The organism is Pseudoalteromonas rubra, assembly GCF_005887095.1.
Lineage (GTDB): Bacteria > Pseudomonadota > Gammaproteobacteria > Enterobacterales > Alteromonadaceae > Pseudoalteromonas > Pseudoalteromonas rubra_E.
In genome coordinates, this window is record NZ_PNCI01000001.1 from 22,276 (window position 1) to 45,118 (window position 22,843).

The following is a 22,843-nucleotide window of genomic DNA, read 5'->3' on the forward strand; positions in this document are numbered from 1 at the left end:
GCCTTAATCAAAAGTACAGATAGGAGTCGCAGTGACACTGCGGGTCATCTTTGAGTTCATCAATATGTACGTCGACTTTACTTTGTGAGCGCGCATCATAAATGGTAACCATGTTATGCTGCTTGTCTATGCTGAGCACCTCGACCGGGTGTTTGTGATACTCAACCCATTCTCCATTGCGGACATCTTCAATATTCATCTTTTCTACCCCATTAGTCAGTGAACCTGCGCAAAGAGTTATGATCATATTGTTGTAATAAAGAGTTTAGTGATAAAAACGAAAAAGCCCAAGCATAGTGCCTGGGCTGTCTGATTTTCAGGGAGCTAGAAGCTGTAGCTTACACTGAACTTGACGCTGCGTGGCATAATGTAGCGGCCGTTCGGTGCGTCGGCATTACGTGGGTCGCCCTCGGTGATACCCTGCTCATCGGTCAGGTTGTCCACCGATACCATGAGTTTTACCTGCTCTGTTGGCTCCAGCGTAAAGCCCAGATCGAACTTTTCATAGCCATCCAGTACCACCGTGTTTTCGTTGTTACCAAAACGGTCATCAACGGCCGAGATGGTTCCGTAAACAGTGGCAAACATATCACCCAGCTCAAACTCATAGCTAGGTGTGACACGCACCTGCCAGGCTGGCTGACGCTGTGCTTCGTTGCCCACATTTTCGGGACTTTCAGTGATTTCGGTTTTCTGCCACGTGGCGTTCATGTTTACGCTAAAGCCTGAGCTATGATTGAAGTTATAATCGACTTCAATACCCATGGCTTCGTTGGTCAGGATTTCTGCCGGGTCGCCTGGTTTTCTGACGAAGGTGTCGCCCTGTACTTCGTTGGCAAACAAGGTCGCGAACAGGTCGCTGCTTTCACCCATATATTTGTAGCCAATTTCTGCCTGGGTCACTTCTTTGATCAGACGTTCCCCATCCTGATAAGCACCATAGTTGTCGCGGAAGTCGTCGAAGTAAGGCATTTTGTAGCCTTTGTTCATACGTGCGAATACACCACTCTGGTCGTCCAGTTTAAAATCAGCGCCCAGAGTCCAGGACGTTTTGCGTTCATCATAGGTGACAAACTTATTGATGGTGCCGTCAAGATCTTCATCAACAGAGTAGTCTACTTCGTGCTTTTCGCTGCGCAGGCCCAGGTCAAGAGTTAGCGCGTCGGTGGCGCGATAGCTGTGTGTGGTATAAAAGGCGACTGTGGTTGCATCGCCGGTACTATTGATATCGTAGTTGAAGCCACAGCCGTCATCGCTGCTGTTACAGTCGATACCAGTGAGGGCCTCACCGCCGGCGCTCAGAACATGATATGCAGAGTTACCCAGGCTCCACCAGTCTTTTGCTGAGGTGGTTGCCGTGTATATACCAAACGAGCTGTTTACCTTTGAAAACTCTTTACTGATGGCTAAGTCATTGGTGAAGGCATCAATCTCTTTAAGTACAACCCAGCGGCCGTAGTTTTGTACCATGGTATTGCCATCGTAGACAGTGCCTGTCACAGAGCCTACTGCACTTGTCCCATTGTCTGCCACGCTGGCCAGGTTAGTTGCTGCGCCATCGGGCACCAGGCCATAGGTATTGGCATCGCCCTGAGTCAGGCTAAAGCGGTCTATCAGTTGCCAGCCGTTGGGTAATTCGAGTTTCAGGCTACCGCCCGAAACGTGGCCTTTCCAGCCACGACCTTCGCCCAGGTCAATTTCCATGTCCTGTCCGGCAACATGGATGGTTGCCTGACGGTTAAGCGTACCTAGCTGGGTAAAGCCTGCGTCAACGCCATCAACATTTAGTGGTGTAGGCAGGTACCAGGCGCCAGTGTCATCGGTTTGGCGGGTGTAAACATTAAACTCACCCTTATCGAATTCTTTGGTCAGATTAACGGTAAACTGATGACCTTTTTCAGAAGTAAAGCCAGCGTCACGGATACCAGAGGAGCGTTTTGCATAGCCGCCGATCATATAATAGAAATCGTCGCTAAGTTCGCCGCTTAACACGCCGTCAATACGCTGAAGCCCGTAATCAGAAGTGGTATATTTAACTGTGCCCTCAGTGTCTTCTGAACCACGCTTAAGGTGAAAGTTCGTTGTCAGGCCTGGCTGACCATTTGATACGACCGGGTTTGGACCGCCACGCAGGCCTTCCATGCGGGCAATGGTTTCATCAAGACGGAATATCGATGAATTTTCTAAAAATGATAATGTCGGTGCAGGATAAATCGGCGAGCCTTGCAGGCTCACTGTCAAAAAAGGCGCATCGCCGCCACCAGGAAATCCGCGCACAAATACATTGGCGCCAGACTCTCCGCCTGAGCTTTCGACCCAGATCCCGGGTACCGATTTAAGCAGATCAGCTGTGCTTTTCGGCGCTAAACGTTCAATTTGTACGGCATCGACGTTGGTAACCGCAAAGCTGGCGTCCAGCTTACGAATACCCGCACCACCAGGCGTACCAGAAACGATGATGGTTTCGACTTTTTTGCCTTGCTTCGTATCTTGCTGCTGCGCATGTGCTGTGCCCGATACGGTGATTGCCGCTGCTACCGCTGATGCGATTAGAGAATATTTGTTGCCTAGGTTCACAGGAACTGCCCCCTTGGTTGTCATATGTGTTGTCAGTCTTTGCATAGCTTTGTGTATGCATGCTCTTTGCTATTGTTATTCGCCGCCCATAGCCTGTTAGTTTGGCTTTAAACTCCCTAACCATTCTGCGAAAGGATAGGCACAAGCGTCAGGTTGCACGCGGCGTCATTTTAAAATAGAACGTAATGCAAACGTTTGCAATAGGGTGTTTGCAACTTTTTCCGTACTTTATGGCAAACTGGTTACTGGACGGATGAGTGGCCAAACAGGTTGAGAAAAGGTGCGACAGGTAAGCAGGCGCTGCGCTATAATGCCAGGTCAGAGCATTGACTCTGTTTTAAAAATGAATATATTCAAATTGTTACATTGGTTCTTTGGTGGTGCGTTATACATGCAGTCAAAAAAAATGAAACTGGCGGATCTGGCAAAACTGGCAGGCGTGTCTACGTCTACGGCGTCCCGGGCGCTGAATAATAATCCGCTGATCAAAGAAGAAACCCGCAATAAGTTGCAGGCGCTGGCTAAAAAACACAACTTTAGCCTCAATGCGGCGGCCAGCCGTCTTAGATTACAAAAAACCAATGTGATTGCGGTATTAATTAACTTTGATGCTGAAACGGAGCAATCAATCGACGACCCGTTTTTGCTTAAAGTGGTCAGCGATATTAACCTGGCGGTTAATCGCCAGGGCTATGAACTCTTGCTGTCTAATTCCTACATGGCAGGTGACGACTGGCACGGGTACTTTATCGATGGTCGTCGAGCCGATGGCGTGATAGTGGTCGGTCAGGGTAAACAGCAGGCACGCATCGAACGTGCCGCCATCGAGGGGACCCCTCTGGTGGTATGGGGCGATCCCAAGACACAGGGAGAGTATGCCATTGTCGGAAGTGATAATTATCTGGCTGGCTGCACCGCGACCCGGCACTTACTGGACAGAGGAGCTCGACGCTTGCTATTTATGGGTGATCCTGCTCACGCTGAGCTGGCAGAGCGCTACCGTGGGTTTTGCGATCAAATCAGCAAAGAACCTGAGGCTTCGGCTTCACTATTGAAAATCGATATCACCAGTTTGGCGGCGTATGAGGTGATTAATCAGACTTTACTGAGAGAAGGGCTGAGCTTTGATGGTATTTTTGCCTGTAGTGATATGGTTGCTCTGGGCGCAATGAAAGCCCTTAAAGAGCGGTATGTCAGCATTCCCAATGATGTGCGACTGGTTGGGTTTGATGATATAGCGATGGCCGATATCAGCTCACCTTCACTGACCACCATCAAACAGAATACCCGTCTGGCAGGGCAAGTGTTGGTAGATAAGCTTCTGGAGCAGTTAAAGGGCGATAAGCCTGATTCTGCCCAATTGGATGTTGAACTTGTCATGCGTCAGTCAAGCTGATTACGGCCGTTGACGCTGTAAATAAACTGAGCAATTTTTTTTAGTTTAGAATTGCAAACGATTGCAAAAATGAATTCTCGCGGCTAGACTGACTGTTATTGAATAGTTACAGAGTCATCCTATGAAGCACACCAGAGTCGTGCTGGCCATGGCGGCCTGCTACTTTTTGTTTGCGATTTTACTCAACAGTGTCGGCACCGTCATTTTGCAGGCTATTAACACCTTTGCAGTGTCAAAAGCCCAGGCTGCCAGCCTGGAAGGGTTTAAAGATATCCCCATTGCCATTGTGTCCTTTCTTGTTGCCTCGTTTATTCCCCGGATCGGTTATCGGTTAGCGTTATTAGGCGCTTTGTTTGTGGTTGCGGTGATGTGTTTGCTAACGCCTGTACTTGGGGCCTTCTGGGCTTTAAAAGCCTTATTTGCAAGCGTTGGCTGTGCATTTGCGATAGTCAAAGTAACGGTTTACGCGTTAATAGGTCAGGTAACAGACGATGCAAAGGGGCACTCGAGTTTGCTTAACACCATTGAAGGTCTGTTTATGGTTGGGGTACTCAGTGGTTACTGGATCTTTGCCGCGTTTATCGGCGAGCAGGCTGATTCACTGGCATGGCTCAATGTCTATTACCTGCTGGGCGCACTGACCCTGGTGACCGCATTGTTAGTGATCAGTGCCCCCATGAAGAAGCCCCGATACAGCAAAGAGCAGCCATTAAAAGACGAATTTTTAGGTATGCTGAAACTGACCTATCAGCCCCTGGTATTGGTTTTTGTGTTATCGGCATTTTTATATGTATTAATTGAGCAGGGCGTAGGCACCTGGCTGCCGACCTTTAACAATCAGGTACTGAATTTGCCCGTGGATATCGCGGTGCAGCTGACCAGTATTTTTGCAGCCAGTCTGGCCGTTGGGCGTTTGCTGGCCGGTCAGTTACTCAAGCATATCCACTGGTACAAACTACTTAATGTGTGTTTAGTTGGTATGGCGGCGCTGGTATTACTGACCTTACCTATGACGGAAAATCTGCATCCAAAAGAAGTGAACAGCCTGTTTGAAGCGCCGCTGGCAGCCTACCTTATGCCTTTAATTGGACTACTGATGGCACCTATTTATCCTGTGATCAACTCGGTGATGCTGAGCAGCCTGGATGAACGTCAGCATGCGCCAATGACAGGTCTTATCGTGGTGTTTTCTGCCCTGGGCGGCACAACGGGCTCATTAATCACCGGATTTGTTTTTGAATACATTGGTGGCCAGCAGGCGTTTTATCTGTCTTTGATCCCCATGAGCGGTATTGCCGTTACGTTATTTTTGTTTAAGCGACGCGCAAAGGCACAGACCAGCGCTTGCGCACTCTAGGAGTTATAGATGCAGTTTGAACAATCAAACTTGTTTAAAGCGGTGCAGATGCAGGGCATTTTTTCGGATAGCAAACAGTTTGCAGATGCCATTCCAAAACAGAGCTGGGAGCAGGCCTGTGCCTTGTATGACAGCGAATGCCCTCAAGAACTGACTGAGTTTGTTGCACGTCATTTTGACTTTGCGCCACAGCCTGAACTGACTGAACTCCAAGCCACCTCGGTCAAAGACTATATCGGCCAGCTATGGCAACGTCTGGCGCGTGACCCTCAGACGGGTAATGCGTCGTCATTGCTTGATTTGCCCGCGAGCTATACGGTTCCGGGTGGTCGCTTTAACGAAATTTACTACTGGGACAGTTATTTTACGGCTTTGGGTCTGATGGATGCTGGCCACGTCGGGCAAGTGTCGAATATGCTGGATAACTTTGTCAGTCTGATTGAACGTATTGGCCATGTGCCAAATGGTAACCGCAGCTACTACACCAGTCGATCACAGCCGCCCGTGACTGCATTGATGGTGTCTTTACTCTGGCAAACGCATCATCAGGACAAGGCATGGTTGCGTAAAGTGACTGATGCACTGCAAAAGGAGCATAGTTTTTGGATGGCTGACAGCGACCAACTGAATGATGAACTGACTGAAAGCCGCAGGGTCGTGCGCATGCCATGTGGCGGAGTAATGAATCGCTTCTGGGATGACTGTGCGGAGCCAAGGCCTGAGTCCTACAAGGAGGATATTGAGTCGGCCAGTATGCTGGAGCCTGAATATCGCGCGTTGTTTTATCGTAATATTCGCGCCGCGTGTGAGTCGGGTTGGGATTTTAGCAGCCGCTGGCTGGACGATCCTGAGCAGCTTTGCAGTATTAATACGGTTCAGCGCATACCCGTTGACTTAAATGCCCTGTTGCAACAGCTGGAATGGCAGCTCAGTGAATGTTACGCAGCGCTCGGCAACAGCGCACAGAGCGCCTGCTATCTGCAACTATCCCAGCAACGCAAGCGGCTCATCCAGGCCTATTTATGGGACAAAGAGCAGGGCTGGTTTATGGATTATCATATTGCTTTGCAAACACGTAGTCAGGTGATGTCGCTGGCTGGAGTGGTACCTATGTTTTTGGGACTGGCAAGTCAGTTGCAGGCGGAGTCTATGGTGCAGAGGCTGGAACTGGATTTTCTAAAAGCCGGGGGGCTGGTGACTACGCTAACCAATACAGCGCAACAGTGGGATAGCCCAAATGGCTGGGCACCCTTACAATGGTTTGCGGTGAAAGGCATGCTGAATTATGGTTATGTGAAGCTGGCAGTCACAGTGGCCAGACGCTGGCTGGCTATGCTGGAGCGCGACTTTGAGCAACACGCTTGCCTGCTGGAAAAGTATAACGTGGTTGAACCTGGGGTACGCGCAGGTGGTGGTGAATATCTGGTACAGCAAGGCTTCGGCTGGACCAATGGGGTGACCAGCCGGTTATACCGATTGCTGGAAGATTAGCGTTCACGGGTCATGATGTGGCGGCTGTCATGACCCGTTTTACTTGCTTAATCCATAAACACAATGCGCACAATAATGGCGACCAGAACAATAACAAACAGTACAAACTCAAGTTTGTAAACGATTGATTTAGCTTCTCTCTCCGCCTTGTTTTTGGCAATTTCCTTCTTTATATTAGTTTGTTCTGGGTGTTTTTTTTCATAAGCCTGATTCGCTTTCTCGGCAAATTTTTTACGTTTGTCAGCGCTAAGCGCCTTATTCATTGCGGCACCATGATCAGAAACATGACCTTTGGCTGTGCGCCTTGGGGGGCTGGGCATGGAAACCTCCTGAATTAGCATTTAAAGTTAAAACTAATTCGCATACATAAAAACCAGTCTTGAGATGCCATACACTATGGGCGATAGCCTGACAAAATTGACTCTTTAGTTGCGCTAAGTTGAGAAACCCCTAACAGTCGGCAATCAGTTTATTCTCCCAAGTTGGCAATGTGTTTATGCTTACCAATATAAGTATAGTCCCAGATGCAAAAGACTGGCAGCAAACCTCGCTGCCAGGGGAAATAAGAGACGTTGCCAAATGAACCAGTTCACGGCAGGCAGGTCAAAATTTATAGTGCTGTATAATATTTGTACATTACAGCACATTACACGTTAACAGGAGGTGAGGCTGGTGACTCAATTAGCAAAACAACTCTTTGTTGGTTTGTGTATGGCTATCGTCATAAATTTGACCGCATGTAAGGAACCGCTTCAGGACAATGACACTCAATTGGTCAATTTAGATCAAAGCGGGGCTCAGGGTCAGTTTTCTGTTGACGGTCGTTATGCCGTACTACATGACCCTGGAGATAAACTTGCCGTTTTTGACGTTGCAACGCAAATGCGTTTGTTTCAGCTAGCCGATCCCGTTCCTGCCAGCGATGCTGCAAAGGGCAATATTCAGGCATTCAGTCTCAGTGAAGATAACTCACAAATTGCCATCGGTTTTCGTCAGTTTGTTGAAGTGTGGGACATTGAGCAAGGAAAACTGCTGGGAACCGTTACTGTTTACCCCAGCGATGAGCTGGCAAAAGTGTCGGCACTGCGTTTATATACTCGCCCACATCATCTATTGGTTGGACTAAACGATGGCACCGTTAATTTACTGGATCTTGACAATCAGTTGGTTAAAAAAGCCAAGCTCCACAACAGCAAAGTGATACATGTCGCGAAGAGTGCGCAGGGCCAGATTCTGCTGAGCGCGGGTCACGATGGTCAGGTGCTGCTGTTTGATGCTCACACATTGGCAACCAAGCGCGGCTTTTCTTTTGATCGCCGCATCACCAGCATTGCACAGAGCCATGACAATAGCAGGTTATTTGCATCCGATGCACTTAATGAGCAGCGTATTTTTTCGCTATATTCTGGCACAGAGTATGACGTCAGCCTGAGTTACCCGGAACGTTTCAGATGGTTTCGTGCCGCAGCATTCAGTGATGATGAACGCTATTTAGCGACCGGTTCTTCAAAAGCCTGGTGGACGCTATGGGATGCTCAAAATGGACAGGAAATTGGCGCCTATTTTATCAAAGCACACAGCCGGGACGCGACAATACTGGATATGCATACCAATTCACACGGCGAACTACTCACCCTGAGCAGTGATGGTTTTATTGAATTATGGCAGATCAGCACCTTAGTGAATGGCCGCCAGTGAGTGGTGCGGTTCTTGCTGTTGATTCCTCGAGTGGTGTGTTATTGAGATGTAATGGAGCCAGAGTCTCGCTTTGGTTAATGTAGGCGTACAGGCGAGTTTCTTTGCAGGCAATCTATATGTGTACTTTTTACTCTCTTTTAATGCACGTATAATGGCGTTTTTTGTGGTGTCACGAGTAAAATTATGTGGTTAAGGGTGTTGCTGGCGACATTGTGTGTAGTCTTTTTGAGTGCATGCAGTGAAGAGGTTCAGCTAAGTAAGGGTAACGTTGGCAGGTTAAATGAAAGTGGCATCGCACTGGGCCATTTTTCAAAGGACGGCAGTAAACTTGTTACGTTTGACAATCAAAAGCAAATCCAGGTGTGGGATGTCGCTACCCAGCATGTGGAATTTACCGTACCGCAAGCAAAAACCCCCGGGTTTGTGCGAGATGTGGCACTGTCTGAAGACCTGCAGATGCTGGTGATTGCCAGTGAGACTGAGCTGGCATTTTGGTCGCTTGATAAAGGTAAACTGGTGACTAAAGTTGCTTTTGGTGGTGTGACTCCTGGCGCAGTGATCACTGCCATGGCCATCTCGCCTAAAAATGACAAGGCCATTGTTGCTATGGCAGACGGCACCATCAATATGGCGGATTTACATACACAGATAAATAACCGCTTCGCACCTCATTCCCGGCCAGTTCAGCATGTGTTTTGGGACGAAAAAGGAGAGCTATTTGTTACCGGTGCACAAGATGGCAAGCTGGCACTGTGGAAATTTGGCTCAGCAGAGCCTATTTTTATGAAAGAGTTTAATCACAGAGTAACCAGCGTTGCTGTCAGTGATGATTTCTCGGCACTGTTTGCCTCCGATGCCTTGAATGAGCAAGTGGTTACATCGCTGACCGACGGACAGAGTATCAGTGAATTACAGTATATGTCGCGGTTTAAAGTTTTTCGTAAGGCTCTGTTTATCAGAGGCAGTGAACTGCTGGCAACGTCGTCGTCTAAGTCTCATTTAAGTATCTGGAATACAAAAAATGGTGAAGAGCTTGGAACATGGCAAATTAACTTTGTGCACGATGGCGCCACTATCATAGATATGTATGCGGCCGATAGAAATTCACTTCTGACACTAAGTAGTGACGGTATTTTGGAGGCGTGGACGCTTAACGCATTGGCTCAACGCTAAATTAAGGTGAGGGCATGAATAGATGGATTTTGGCTTGCTTGTGGGTTATCGGTAGTGTGGTTTGTGGCGTAACGGCCATGCCAGATACTGCTGTACAACCTGTTATGGAGCAGGTATCAAGTTTCACAGCTTTAAATCTGATTGCGTTATGTTTTTGTGTTTATTTGTTATGGGCGCTGGGGCGATATTTGTATGTACGACAGCGTCACTCTGACAAAGAGCAGTCTGCAAAACATAAATGGCAGGTCTATCAAAACCTGGCAACCTCTCTAGATGCAAAAAACTATACTATCCTCAGCCGCCATCTATATCCGAACCAGTTAGAAGCGCTGTCCCTCGACTGTGTTGTGTTATCGCCTTTTGGTGTGTTCGTTATTGTGGTAATCGACCAAAAGGGGCTTATTGCGGTAGAAACGGACAGTCAGGTTTGGCCTTGTCGCTACAAAAACAAAACACATTATCTGCCGAATCCACTCTCTGCTGCGGCACAACGTGCGTCAACACTGGCCAGTGTACTCAATACGCCGTTTGGCGTACGCTGGGTTGCAGTTTTTCCTGATGAGGCTGAGTTTAGCCCAACCCGGCCGGCTGATTGTTGCACTGTGAATGAAGTCGCACTGGATATACTCAGATATACACGCTGTCAGTTTAGCCATGAGCAAACTCGCTTATTTGAACAAGCCGTTTTAGCCTATGGTGACCACCACAAGCGGCTCAGTGCCTGAAATATAGCGCAGCACAGACATTTTTGATGCGCAGTCATTGAATTCAGGGTACAATTGCGACTCTTTATCATTTCCCCTGCTGTTTTTTATAAGGCATTAAACTGCTCGAATGACCGATCTGACTACACACCAAGCGTCTCGTAATCGACTTCTTATCGCACTTGCACTCACCTGTACATTTATGATCATTCAGGTTATTGGCGCTTATTACGCCAACTCGCTGGCGGTACTTGCCGATGCTGGGCACCTATTTGTGCACAATAGCTCTTTGTTTATTGCGCTACTGGCTTCGACTATTGCTATTAAACTCGCTAAAACATACAACGATGGCTACAAGAAAGCCGAGTATACCGGCGGTCTGCTTAACGGTCTGCTGTACTTGTCCATCGCTGTGATTATCCTGCTTGAAGGCAGTGAGCGGCTTGGCCATCATGGTCAAGGTCATGATTTGAACGTCAATGCGTTTGCGATGTCGAGTATTGCAGCGGTTGGGTTCTTGTTCCATGGTGCATCTGCCTGGGTGCTATATAAAGGGCGCAAGGATAGCATCAATGTTTACGCGGTGTTTTTACATTCCTTCTTTGACTTACTCTCCACCATTTCTACCTTTGTCGCGGGTGTACTTATTCACCTAACTAACTGGGAAGTCATTGACATTGTCTCTAGTATGCTGATTTCGGTGTTTGTTTTGTTTACCGGAATTAAGGTTATTTATACTTGCATTCAGGGGCTGAGAGAAAAAGCGCAGCTGTTACCCGATGTTGAAAAACTGGAACAGTCAATCCTGTCAACGGAGCATGTCGACAGCGTTCATAATGTCACGGTGACTATGCTGGATAACCAGTTGACGGTTGGTGCGCATATTGTGCTGAAACATCATTGTACCAATGAAATGCACGACGAGGCTTGTCGTTTAGAAGTCGAGCGGACCCTAATGAGTGGGTTTGCGGTGAAACAATGTGTTCTGCAAATAGAAAGCCACGATTGTCCCGACCACTAAACTTGGCAAAACTCAGTTTTTCCTTTACTTTTTAACAGTATCAGTAAAATTTAAATCATAAGTCAGCGTCAATCAGGCGACATTTGTTTTGAATAGATGCAAGCGGTTGTTTATACCAATTTGCTTAATTAAGTGGTCTATTTTGAGGCGAGAAAATATGCTCGATAACCAGGCAAAAATTTTGCTATTTAGTTGTTCTAAATGAGAAATTTTTAACACCGTTAGCGTCATATTTGCTCCTTCAAATTGACCAGGTATTGAGTGAAATTGGTATTATACAGCTGCATGAAAGTGTTTAGAGCCAGAGGAGCCTGAGTATTGTTTGAGAAAATTAACGCATTACCTAAGGTAGCAATTGCGATTTTGCTCGGGTTGTTAGGTGGGTTTGCAAACCTGTTACCTTTATGGTTCCTGGATAGCTCCGAGTTTTTGCTCGGGCAACTGTTTGTAATTCTTGCATTAATGTCGTTAGGTTGGCGCTACGCGCTCTTGTGCGTAGCAATCGGCGCGGCGTTTATATTTTACCGTTGGGGCCACTGTTGGCCCTCTATGGTGTTTCTGTTAGAGATTGCCTGGTTACAGGTGTTTTGTGTCAGGCCCAATAAACCTCTGTTTATGCGGGGGTTAGCATTTTGGGTGCTATTTGGTGTCCCGCTGCTCTTCCTGTTCGGCAAGTTTGCCCTGGATCTCAATCTGCTTGTGATCATGACTGCACTGGCTAAGTATTTTATCAATGCCGCAATCTGTCTGGTTATTGTTGATTTGCTGTCGTTGTTTTTGTTCAAACAACTTTGGCAAGCCAAGCCCTTGTATCGCATTTTAAATTATATGATCAGCCACCTTATCATTCTGGTGGTTCTGGTCACCACGATTATGCTGACTAACAGTCACTATGAGCGCATTGAATATGAGGTCAGGGCACAGCTGAGTGACGTGGCAAATACAACCGCACAGCGCATAGACAGCTTTTTGGGAAATCATCGCAGGGCGCTGGCCGATGCTGCCTACAATATTGAAAGAGGATTGGACAAGCAGCAGACGATCACCCGGCTGGTCGAGTCTTATCCTAATATCAGAACAGCGATTACGGCAGAGCAGTCCGGGCTGGTTACTCACTTTTATCCAGACACCCTAAGAACGAGCCTGGCAGGGGAAGTCCCCGCAGTTTCCGATCGTCAGTATTTTATCCAGGCACCTTACTACCCAGGTGGATTCGTTTCCGGGATATTCCGTGGCAGAGGCTTTGGTGATGATTCGATAGTGGCGATATCGGCGCCTATTTATCAACAAGGCGAGTTTGACGGAATAGTGGAAGGCTCGGTATTTTTTAATACATTTGAGCAGTTTATCCCTCGAGTGTTGTCTCATATGGGGCACCTGATGATACTCGATAGCAATAATAAGGTAGTGTTTAGCTCGTTAAAGTCTGACTTTAATACCCTCGATGAGATCAATGACGCCACATTGGACACGTTAACCAATGACAATCAAAACCTGTATATCGGTAAAACAGAGGAAGTGTTTTACCGGCGAAGCGTTCGCTCCGAGCAGTTTGGCTGGCAGGTCATCAGTTTAATTGAGCGCAAGTACGTCAATATGGCGGTTGCATCTGCCTGGGGGCAATCTTTCTTCCTTGCTTTGTTTATTATCGCGCTCAGCAGTGTACTGGTGAGTAAGCTGACCCGCATGTTGATTAACCCAATGCATGACTTGAGTAGCCGGCTCAATAGTTTTGACCCTGCCAGTCGTAATGATGACTTGTCGCCCAAAGAAGAAGCGACTTTTCTTGAAGTCATTACATTACAACAGCAATTTACCCAACTGGCATTTAAGCTCTCAATGAGTTTTAAAAAGCTGCAAAAAGCGAATCAGGAAAATCAATCTCTTAATGCCCAGCTGACAAACTTTAATGCCCAGTTAGAGACGCAGGTTCAGGAGAAAACGGAAGAGCTGATTGATGCGCTTGACCGGGCAAACAAAGCCAGCTCTGCTAAGAGTTTGTTTTTGGCCAACATGAGCCATGAGATTCGCACGCCACTCAATGGCATCATTGGTATGACTGCGGATATGCAGCGCAATACACTCGATCAGTCTACCGCTGAGTCGTTGCAGATTATTTACCAGTCGGCACATAACTTATTGTTAATATTGAATGATATTCTCGACTATTCAAAAATAGAAGCCGGAGCACTAGAGTTAGACAAGCAGGATGTTGCCTTTCATAAGGTATTGCATGCTCTGACAACCTCATTTTGCAAAACAGGTGTTAAGCAAGGGGTATCGTTTAGTTCTGATGTAGACGCCTCTGTACCTGAATATCTGTTGCTGGATGAGCTGCGTATTACGCAAATTATTAATAATTTGCTTAGCAACGCGGGGAAGTTTACGGAGCAGGGCAGTATTAAACTGAATGCTCGATATATTAATGGTGCTTTACATATTGCCATCATAGATACTGGCGTTGGTATTGCGAAGGAAAAACAAAAGCTGCTGTTTGGCGAGTTTATCCAGGCAGATGTCTCTACCACGCGTAAATACGGTGGAACGGGTCTGGGGTTAACGATTTGCAAGCGGTTGGTAGAAGCCATGGGCGGCTCTATTGAGGTGGAAAGTGCCTCAGGTCAGGGTAGTACATTTTCTGTGATTATTCCTGCTGAACCAGGAGAAGCTCAGCATGAAGAAAAACAACAGGTTAATGCACCAAATTTACGCGGGGTAAATGTTTTATTGGTTGAGGATAATCCCATAAATCAGATCGTTGCCGCTAAGCTTATGGATCATACAGGGTGTAGCCTGACCAAGGCAAATGATGGCCTGGATGCACTGGCTCTGCTGAAAGGGAATAATATTCCTCTGGTGTTGATGGACTGTCAGATGCCAAATATGGATGGCTTTGACTGTACGCGTCGGATCAGACAAAACCCGGATCTGTATGGCACACCCTACATTGTGGCTATCACAGCCAATGCATTTAACGAAGACAGGGTTAAATGCCTGCAGGTAGGTATGGATGACTTCGTTTCTAAACCCATTGAGCCCGACGCGCTGTATCAATGCCTGCTGAGATGGCAGGGTTAAACAATCAAGTCCTGTTCGGGCATACAATTGTATGCCCGTCATCTAACTCACTCGTGCAACATCGGGTGGGTACTTTTCAAATAGCCCTTTTACACTAAGCGGCTTTGAAAAATAATACCCCTGCATATACTCGCATCCTAAATCCCTGAGAAAGCTGAGTTGTTGAGCGGTTTCAACGCCCTCGGCAATACAGGCCATATTGAGATTTTGAGCAAGCATATAAATGGTTTTCACAATCGAGCGATTGTGAGGATGTGTTTCCAGGGTGCGAATGAAGCTTTGATCAATTTTGATAATATCGATAGGAAACTGGCTCAGGTAAGTAAGAGAAGAATAGCCTGTGCCAAAGTCATCCAGAAGCAGTGTAAAACCAAACTTTTTAAGCTCAGAAAGGGTTTTACTGGCCTTATGCCTGTCGGCCAGAAAGCTGGTTTCGGTGATCTCTAACTTGAGCTGATGATTACTCAGGTCAAACTCAGCGATAATGCTGTTCAGTGATGCTGCCAGATTATCACGCATTATGTGCTGAGGTGACAAATTCAGCGACAGATAAAATGAACTCTGTTGCTGAAAAAACGGAGCCAGCTCTTGCAGCGCATTACGCAGGGCTTGTGTTGTCATTCGCTCAATTAAGCCAACATCCTCTGCAATGGGAATAAATTCAGCTGGTGAAACTGGCGCTGAATCTAATTGCCAGCGCATCAGGAGTTCCACCCCCGTCAGAGAGTGATTTGTCGTATTCATGATTGGCTGATAATGGTTATAGAACTGGTTTTCTTCTACAGCTTCTTTGAGAGCCGCCTCCAGACTCAGTTTTCTGCTCAGGTGAGCGTTCATCTCATTAGTAAAGAACTTGAAGTTATTTCTGCCACTTTGCTTAGCACTGAGCATGGCGATATCCGCGTTGCGCAGTAAGCCTTCGGCAGTTTGCTCATCGAATGGAAAGATAGCGACCCCCACACTGGCCGAAATACTCATTGAAATACCATCCACGTCGTATTTACTACACAGAGTGTTGATCATCTGCTGTACCAGTTCTGTGACTTGCGCAATGTCTTCGAAGGTCTTAACCAACACAATAAATTCGTCGCCACTTTGCCGCCCCAGTATACAGTGCTGCGTCAGTACACTGTTGATCCTTTTAGTGACTGCGATGAGGAGTTGATCTCCGGCAGAGTGGCCATAGGCGTCATTAATGGGCTTGAACTTGTCGAGATCGATAAACAACAAAGCGCACCCGGTGTTATTTTTGGTCGCATTATAAATTGCGAACTCAATGTGTTGTAGCATCAGGTTACGATTGGGCAAGTCGGTCAGGGCATCAAAATTAGCCAGGTAACGCAGCTCACTTTGTGCCTGCTTTTGTTGTGATAAATCCGAGCCAACGATGACCAGAAACTCAATATCACCTTGCTCATCGGCAATCGCGTTAATACTGAGCTGAACTGTGCTTTGTCGTTCATCATCAAAGGTGATGTCCACTTCCTGCTTGATATTCTCGCGTGCTTGTATTTTTCGCAGTACGGCGAGCAACTGACTGAGTTGCTGTCGGCCCAGTAATTTTGCTAATTTTGAGCGGGTTAGTTGTTTCTGGGGGTCTTGATCGCCGAGGGCAAATGCGGCGGACAAACTCTGGTTTACGGATAATAGCTGTAGATTATTATCCAGAATCAATAACCAATCCTGGATCTGGGACAGGGCTTGCGCAAACATGGCAGCATTCAGCTGACTTGCTTTGTGCTCAGTGATATTGCTGTAAACCCCCGAGACTTTTAGCGGCATTCCCGAGGGAGCCCACTCACTGACTTTAGCGATATCGTGATACCAAAGCCAGCCTTGTTGTTGCGAATATATTCGGTACGTAATAGAAAGTTGGCTGTCAGGTGCGGCGAGAAAGCGTGCCCACTGACGTCGCACCATTTCTCGATCCTGTGGGTGAACCTTGTCAAAGAAAGACGCCAGAGATAGAGGCTTACGTTGACTCGGACCTTTCGAGTTGCCGAGCAAGGAGATTTGCTGAGTCTGGATATCCATACTCCATAATCCGCTCTGTGTTTTTTTAAGCGCTAAGTCTATCTGGGCTTTTGCATTGGCAAGTTCATCAAACGTCTGCCGCAAAGCGCGTTGCTTCAGGCGATGTCTGCGATAGATAATCGCGAGAGAGCCTATGGTAAACAGCAAATAGCTTGTTATTGCCTGCGGTGTGTTCCACCAGGCATGTTTAACCTGAAAGTTCAGCTGAGAGTTCGAGAGCACTTCATCGCTTCCAGGCCTGTACTCCGACAGCGACAGCGTGTATTCACCTGACTTTAAGCTATTAAAAAACACATAGTTATTTTTGATATTTTGGATGTCGACAGAAACAGGACCAGACAGACGTGCATTAATAAAGTGCTGCCGCACGCCGAACAGGTTAAACTGGCTAAACTCAAATCGAAACCCTATATCATCATATTCGAACTGCAAAGTCTGATCATGCAGTTGTGCCGGTGACACCAGAAAGGGCCTGGACATCACTTGTACATTAGAAAACCTGATTTTTTCCTCTTCGGCGGATAAGATAAAGGCGTCGGGATTAAACTTTACGGCGCCATTGGGTGTACCAAATACAAGTTCTCCCGAGTGCAAGGCCCGACTTGCGCCTAAGTTAAACTCATTGGTGACCAGCCCATTTCTGTGGTCATAATGGTTGAGTTGCAGTGATGCCAGGTTGAGAGAATAAAGACCACTTTGACTGCTAACCCATAGTTTATTGTGCAGATCGCGCTCAATCTCATACAGGGTGTTCGAGTGCAGCCCTTGATTTTCGGTGATATGTATAATGGGTTGATAACTGCTGGTATCCAGGCCTACTAGCCCCGTACTATTGGTTGCCAGCCAAAGCCGCCCCTGGCTGTCCTGCTCCCAGTCGTTTACTGCGGGGTATGCATTACCCGACTTTTTATTAGATTGCCAGATAGTGCTCACTTGGTGACTCTGTCTGTTATAACTCAGTAACCCCTCGGGCGTACTAAACAGCAGTTCATCTGGTTTACTGGGTCTGGCAGGTAAAAACAACAGGCTCTGCAGGGTATCGAGTTGAGCTTCCAATTCACTCAGTGTTGTGATGGATTGCAGTGCCAGGTCATATAGATAAATATTGTGATGTGTATGAAACAACAGAGTACGTTGATCAACCATAAACGAGCCAACAAGGTGCTCCGAGTCGTCCACAGGGGAATGTGTACCAGATACGGCCAGGTTGGATACCCGCCCGGTTTTAATATCAAACTGCTTAACACCTGATCTGGTATCGAGCAGGAGGATATTGTCTGCCAAATAAGGCGAGGTATAGATGTTATACACAGCATGACTGCCATAAGCAGGTTTGTGATTAACAGCTCTAAAATAACTTTGCGTTAGTTTAGTGTGATTATTGGCTGAAAAATGATGCAATCCGTCATCACTCCCGAGCCAGAGCGAACCGTCGTTGTCCTGGTGTATGGCCCAGATGTTATTGTTGAAGTTGTCTTCGTGAAAAGCCAGTAACTTAAAGCGGTAAGCCGATGTTGGCCAAATAAATGCGCCGCTATTGTTGGAGCCCATCCATACGTTGCCATGGTCATCCAATAGCATGGCTGGAATGGTGTTTTGTGGAGTCAGATAGCGACTGTCACTAAACGAAAATATCTTACTGGCGGCGTGGTTGCGGCGGTCTACAAGAAACAACCCTGAGTCTGTTGCCAGGTACTCCCCATAAGGGCCCTGTTCGTGTGCCCAAATATTCAGCTCTGGAACCAGCTGGTATGCCTGCTCGGTTTGTAACTGTTTGTCTTTGGAGGGAACGACAAATAAGCCTTCCACAGTACCCACAAGTAATCCCAACGCGGGATCTGGCTTTAACAGTTTTACATTGCTGTTAAGCTCCGACTTTTTGGTGTGACCTAAATGACTGAGTGAAACGAGCTGGCTATTGCTTAACTGAAAGAGACCCGTTTCTGTGCCGACGAGTAATGTATCGTGCCATGCTAGCAAAGTTCGAATATAAGCACCATTTGGTAGGGTCGCCAGGCGCTGCGAAGTGTAGGTATTGGTATCTATCTGATACAGCACGTTTTCAATGGCAATGACGTAGTTGTTACCAAATTGGGTCACTGCACCGACGGCGGCATCTGGCGCAATACCCTGGCGACTATCCTGGGAAAATAACTTAATCAGGGAAAACGTATTGGTATTGAGTAAAAAGGCCCCTGACTGGACGGTTGATATAAAAAGCTGGTCATTATCTAACAATCGGATCAATATAATGTCACTACCAGAGAAGGTTTTCTGGCCATGAAAAGCACTAAACTGGTTACCATCAAAGCGGTTCAGGCCCTGTCGGGTTGCTATCCAGATATAGCCGTATTTGTCCTGTGCAAACCCGGTGACACTGGACTGGGATAGTCCTTCTTGCGTTGACAGTCGGCTGATCTGATTCGCATAATAAGGCTGTGCAACCACACCGTGCCACATAAATAAAAAGGACAATATAACTGCTTTGAACCAGTTGTTCATTCACACGTTCCTGGGCGCACATCAGTGAGCAGTCCATTCACGTTTTTGTGCAGTAACATTCGCTGAGTCATACTTTGCTCAGATTATGCTAATTATACCAATTTATATGATGAGCAGAATGGGATTTCGTAAAAATGCTGCCATACAGCTCTTTTTTGACAAAAAAAACCTGCCACAACGCAATTATAAACCATTGAACTGAAAGGTGTATCAGAACACGCTTCAATGCAACTACGAATTATTCTCATTATTTCTGCATTTGTTGTTGATAACCATTTTTGTTTAGATTAAAATTGTACTCAGTTAAAGTTATTGAGAATGGTTTTCAGTTATGTATATCTGCATTTGCCACGGTGTCACGGATAAAAAAATCGCCGAGTCAATTGATGATGGTGCAAGGTCAATGCGCGATTTGAGCAAAGAGCTGGGTGTAGGTTCACAGTGCGGTAAGTGCTGCAACTGTGCGAAGAAAATACTGAACGAAAAGCTGATTGATATCGTCGATGTCACCGAGCAGGTTGCTTAATACCCGATATAAAAATAGCATTCTCGAGAAAAAGGGCCTTATGGCCCTTTTTTAGTATTACATTTGAGTCTGGAGATAATTTTCAATGCCAGTGACTTTAATGAGATGCTGCTGAGTTTCCAGCCAGTCTATCTGCTCTTCCTGCTCATTGAGGATATTGTCCAGTGCTTCTCGGCTGATGTAGTCCTGCTTTTCTTCACACAAGGCGATGGCGTCAACCAAATCCCCTAAAGACGCTTGCTCAAAAGCCATATTGGCCGCAATCATTTCCTCACTGTTTTCACCAATTTTGAGTCTACCCAGGTCTTGCAGGTTTGGTAAGCCTTCAAGAAACAAGATGCGCTCTATTAGTCGGTCAGCATTTTTCATTTTCTGGATTGAGGTTTTGTAATCCGCTTTGTCCAGCTGAGTGAAACCGAAATCTTTAAACATACGTGCATGCAGGAAGTACTGGTTAATACCAACTAACTCGTTCGCCAACACGGTATTGAGTGCACTAATAACTGCTTTATCGCCTTTCATTATGATTCCTTATGCCAGCTGAGATTGCAGGTAATTTTGGATGCCGATTTTGTCAATCAGCCCGATCTGTTGTTCTAACCAGTAAACATGGTCTTCTTCTGTATCAAACAGTAGCTTTTCCAAAACCGCTCTTGACTGGTAGTCTTGCTCCTGTTCGCAGATTTTGATCGCGTGTTTCACGCTTTCTACCACTTCCAGTTCGAGCTTGAGGTCGTTTTCCATCATGGATTTGACATCGCTACCGATCAGCAGATCGCGGCGTTTAGTCATATTTGGGACACCTTCAAGGAACAAGATACGCTTGATCAGCCAGTCCGCATGGGTGGTCTCTTCTTCCATTTCGTGATTAAGACGCTCGTAAAGCTTATTCAGTCCCCAGTCGTCATACATACGAGAATGAATAAAGTACTGATCAATGGCCGCCAATTCGTTAGCCAGTAGCGCGTTGAATGCATCGATTACCTGTTGCTTGCCTTGCATATGTGTCACCTCAATTCGTTCTAAATTGTCGCCAGTGTACGTATATAAATTCACATGTCAACAAAAAAGCTATATAAATCAATATATTAAAAATTGATTATTATTCTCATTCCAGTTCAGTTTTTGGACTTTAAATAGCAATCAAATGCAATAGGCTAGCGGTGTGTTTTGCTGCCGATGATTTACAGAGTTTGGCAATATGCAATGTGATACCCGATCACACCTATAAATTAGCGGCTAGTGCGCGCATAATGGCATCATAATTATCGCAGACTGCGGTTGCTTATTGAGTTCCGAATATGGCGAGTGTAGCAGCATGATTCGGCTACACTGGGTGTGAGTTGCAAAGAAGAGTGATGACATGTTGTCTTCAGAAGTATGCGCCAATGCGCGTAAAAGCCGGGATGCCCGCTTTGACGGTTTATTCTATGTCGCTGTTAAGAGTACCGGAATTTACTGTCGACCGATCTGCCCTGCGCCCGCAGCGAAAGAGGGCAATGTTGAATATTACCAGCATGCACATAGTGCGGCGCAGGCCGGTTTCAGACCTTGCATCCGGTGCCGACCTGATAGTGCGCCAGGGAGCTATGCGTGGTTGGGGACACAAACCACAGCTGTCAGGGCTAAGCGTTTGATAGATAGTGGCTTCCTGAGCATGGGGAGTGTAGAACAACTGGCAGAAAAGCTTGGAATAACGTCGCGTTACCTGAGTAAATTATATCAGCAGTATTATGGGATAGCGCCAAAACAATATGCGCTTTATAAGCAATGCGATCTTGCAAAACAGTTGTTACAGCAAACAAGCTTACCTGTCACTGAGATAGCGTACGCCTGCGGGTTTAACTCCCAGCGGCGCTTTAACGATGCATTCAGCAGGCTTTATCAGATCACCCCGTCGAGCTTGCGTCATGGTGCTCAGGCGAGTCGCCAGATTGAATTGATGATGTCATTTCGTCCGCCTTATAACTGGCCTGCTCTGAGAGGTTTCTTGGCACATCGGCTGGTAACACCGCTTGAATGGTTAGATGATAAGGCGTATGGACGTAACTTTATGTTGGGTGATTATCAAGGCCGCTTTACGGCCAGGTTTGACGCGCAAAACAATCGTTTTAAGGTCAGTATTGAGATCAATGATCTCAAAGGGTTGCCTCTGGTTGTGAGTAATATTCGTCGCGTACTAGACCTGGATGCTGATACTGAGTTTATTAAATCGCACTTACGCCAGCAATGTCCCGATATGGCGTTGGAAGACGGCCTCAGGCTACCCGGGATATGGGCGCCTTTTGAGGCCGGTATTCGGGCAATACTGGGCCAGCAGATCAGTGTCGTTGCAGCAAAGAACTTGATGATCAAACTGGTGGAGCAGCTTGGCAACCAGCAGGCGGACGGCACGTTTCACTTTCCAAGTCCGCAGGCGATAGCAGGATCTGAACTGACATTTTTTAAAATGCCCGCACGTCGTAAACTCGCTATTATTGCGTTGGCGCAGCACTACGCATCCGAGCCCGACTGTACACCCGAATCTTGGCTAGCAATCAAAGGAATAGGGCCCTGGACCGTAGACTACGCTAAAATGCGTGGTCTGAGCGCACCTGATATCTATCTGGGTGGTGATTTAGGAGTACAAAAAGCGATTGACCGAGTGGGGCAGATAGACGTATCCGGTTGTGCCCCGTTCAGAAGTTATCTTACTTTTCAGTTATGGCAGCAGTTAGCATAAGCCAGCATGATTTCAGTGGAGCAAAACTATGATGGTTCAAACACATTTGACAAGCCCGGTAGGCGAGATCACTTTACAGGCGAGTGATAAGGGGCTTTCCTATGTCGGCTTTGCGCCCAAAACACGATTGCCAGAAGGGACTAACTCGCACCTTGATCAAGCATGTGTTCAATTAACGGAGTACTTTGATGGTCAACGTAAACGCTTTGAAGTCATGTTGGATACGCAAGGTACTCCTTTTCAGCAGGCCGTTTGGCGATTGCTGTGTGATATTCCTTTTGGTGAAACCAATACCTATGGCTGGATGGCAACAGCGCTAAACAATCCCAAAGCCGTCAGGGCCGTTGGTGCGGCAAATGGCAAGAACCCAATTAGCATTATTGTTCCTTGCCACAGGATCATAGGCGCAAATGGTAAACTAACAGGGTATGCCGGTGGATTGGACAGAAAATCATGGTTGCTTGCCCATGAGGGGATAAAAATTACCCAGTAATGTTTGCGCCGCGTAGCCAAGCCATCAGGTGGGTTATATACTAAGAGAAAGCCCGACTTAAAGTCAGTTTT

General features: G+C 46.7%; 17 protein-coding genes. 11 read left to right on the top strand and 6 right to left on the bottom strand.

The window, feature by feature from the left end; all coding sequences use genetic code 11:
* Window positions 1-7: 7 nt before the first annotated feature.
* Window positions 8-199, bottom strand: a complete 192-nt coding sequence (locus CWB99_RS00095) for a hypothetical protein (protein ID WP_138552009.1) — start codon at window positions 197-199, stop codon at window positions 8-10.
* A 125-nt stretch (window positions 200-324) separates the two neighbouring features.
* Complete coding sequence (locus CWB99_RS00100; RefSeq protein WP_249331565.1) at window positions 325-2,577, bottom strand: TonB-dependent receptor; 2,253 nt, start codon at window positions 2,575-2,577, stop codon at window positions 325-327.
* Window positions 2,578-2,968: 391 nt separating this feature from the next.
* Here CWB99_RS00100 and CWB99_RS00105 point away from each other — a divergent pair, with 391 nt between their 5' ends.
* From CWB99_RS00105 to CWB99_RS00115, 3 genes are all read left to right on the top strand, one after another.
* On the top strand, window positions 2,969-3,973 hold the full coding sequence (locus tag CWB99_RS00105; RefSeq protein ID WP_138552007.1) for a LacI family DNA-binding transcriptional regulator: 1,005 nt from the start codon (window positions 2,969-2,971) through the stop codon (window positions 3,971-3,973).
* Between the two features lie 121 nt (window positions 3,974-4,094).
* Complete coding sequence (locus tag CWB99_RS00110) at window positions 4,095-5,330, top strand: MFS transporter (protein WP_138552006.1); 1,236 nt, start codon at window positions 4,095-4,097, stop codon at window positions 5,328-5,330.
* A gap of 9 nt (window positions 5,331-5,339) precedes the next feature.
* Complete coding sequence (locus CWB99_RS00115) at window positions 5,340-6,821, top strand: trehalase family glycosidase (RefSeq protein WP_138552005.1); 1,482 nt, start codon at window positions 5,340-5,342, stop codon at window positions 6,819-6,821.
* Window positions 6,822-6,868: 47 nt separating this feature from the next.
* Here CWB99_RS00115 and CWB99_RS00120 read toward each other — a convergent pair whose 3' ends face one another.
* On the bottom strand, window positions 6,869-7,084 hold the full coding sequence (locus CWB99_RS00120; protein WP_128064431.1) for a hypothetical protein: 216 nt from the start codon (window positions 7,082-7,084) through the stop codon (window positions 6,869-6,871).
* 409 nt (window positions 7,085-7,493) lie between these two features.
* Between CWB99_RS00120 and CWB99_RS00125 the strand changes: the two genes are divergently transcribed.
* The 5 genes from CWB99_RS00125 (at window position 7,494) to CWB99_RS00150 (ending at window position 14,495) form a co-directional block, all read left to right on the top strand.
* A complete protein-coding gene (locus CWB99_RS00125) occupies window positions 7,494-8,519 on the top strand; it encodes a WD40 repeat domain-containing protein (protein ID WP_138552004.1) in 1,026 nt (341 codons plus the stop codon).
* 183 nt (window positions 8,520-8,702) lie between these two features.
* On the top strand, window positions 8,703-9,692 hold the full coding sequence (locus CWB99_RS00130; RefSeq protein ID WP_138552003.1) for a beta-propeller domain-containing protein: 990 nt from the start codon (window positions 8,703-8,705) through the stop codon (window positions 9,690-9,692).
* A 14-nt stretch (window positions 9,693-9,706) separates the two neighbouring features.
* Window positions 9,707-10,417, top strand: a complete 711-nt coding sequence (locus CWB99_RS00135; RefSeq protein WP_138552002.1) for a nuclease-related domain-containing protein — start codon at window positions 9,707-9,709, stop codon at window positions 10,415-10,417.
* A 109-nt stretch (window positions 10,418-10,526) separates the two neighbouring features.
* Window positions 10,527-11,417: a cation diffusion facilitator family transporter gene (locus tag CWB99_RS00140; RefSeq protein ID WP_138552001.1), complete on the top strand. Its 891-nt coding sequence runs from the start codon at window positions 10,527-10,529 to the stop codon at window positions 11,415-11,417.
* Window positions 11,418-11,735: 318 nt separating this feature from the next.
* Window positions 11,736-14,495, top strand: a complete 2,760-nt coding sequence (locus tag CWB99_RS00150; protein WP_138552000.1) for an ATP-binding protein — start codon at window positions 11,736-11,738, stop codon at window positions 14,493-14,495.
* A gap of 42 nt (window positions 14,496-14,537) precedes the next feature.
* On the opposite strand, the gene CWB99_RS00155 is transcribed toward CWB99_RS00150, so the two are convergent.
* Complete coding sequence (locus tag CWB99_RS00155) at window positions 14,538-19,031, bottom strand: EAL domain-containing protein (RefSeq protein WP_138551999.1); 4,494 nt, start codon at window positions 19,029-19,031, stop codon at window positions 14,538-14,540.
* Window positions 19,032-19,362: 331 nt separating this feature from the next.
* Here CWB99_RS00155 and CWB99_RS00160 point away from each other — a divergent pair, with 331 nt between their 5' ends.
* Window positions 19,363-19,557: a (2Fe-2S)-binding protein gene (locus CWB99_RS00160; RefSeq protein WP_010380974.1), complete on the top strand. Its 195-nt coding sequence runs from the start codon at window positions 19,363-19,365 to the stop codon at window positions 19,555-19,557.
* Between the two features lie 57 nt (window positions 19,558-19,614).
* Here CWB99_RS00160 and bfr (CWB99_RS00165) read toward each other — a convergent pair whose 3' ends face one another.
* Together bfr (CWB99_RS00165) and bfr (CWB99_RS00170) are read right to left on the bottom strand one after the other, a co-directional pair.
* Window positions 19,615-20,079 (bottom strand): bacterioferritin, encoded by a 465-nt coding sequence (gene bfr, locus CWB99_RS00165; protein ID WP_138551998.1) that lies wholly within the window; start codon window positions 20,077-20,079, stop codon window positions 19,615-19,617.
* Between the two features lie 9 nt (window positions 20,080-20,088).
* The gene (bfr, locus tag CWB99_RS00170) at window positions 20,089-20,559 is read right to left on the bottom strand and encodes a bacterioferritin (protein ID WP_046003410.1); all 471 of its coding nucleotides are present in this window, start codon (window positions 20,557-20,559) and stop codon (window positions 20,089-20,091) included.
* 361 nt (window positions 20,560-20,920) lie between these two features.
* Here bfr (CWB99_RS00170) and CWB99_RS00175 point away from each other — a divergent pair, with 361 nt between their 5' ends.
* Window positions 20,921-22,279 (top strand): DNA-3-methyladenine glycosylase 2 family protein, encoded by a 1,359-nt coding sequence (locus CWB99_RS00175; protein WP_138551997.1) that lies wholly within the window; start codon window positions 20,921-20,923, stop codon window positions 22,277-22,279.
* 28 nt (window positions 22,280-22,307) lie between these two features.
* Complete coding sequence (locus CWB99_RS00180; RefSeq protein ID WP_138551996.1) at window positions 22,308-22,772, top strand: methylated-DNA--[protein]-cysteine S-methyltransferase; 465 nt, start codon at window positions 22,308-22,310, stop codon at window positions 22,770-22,772.
* Window positions 22,773-22,843: the final 71 nt, after the last annotated feature.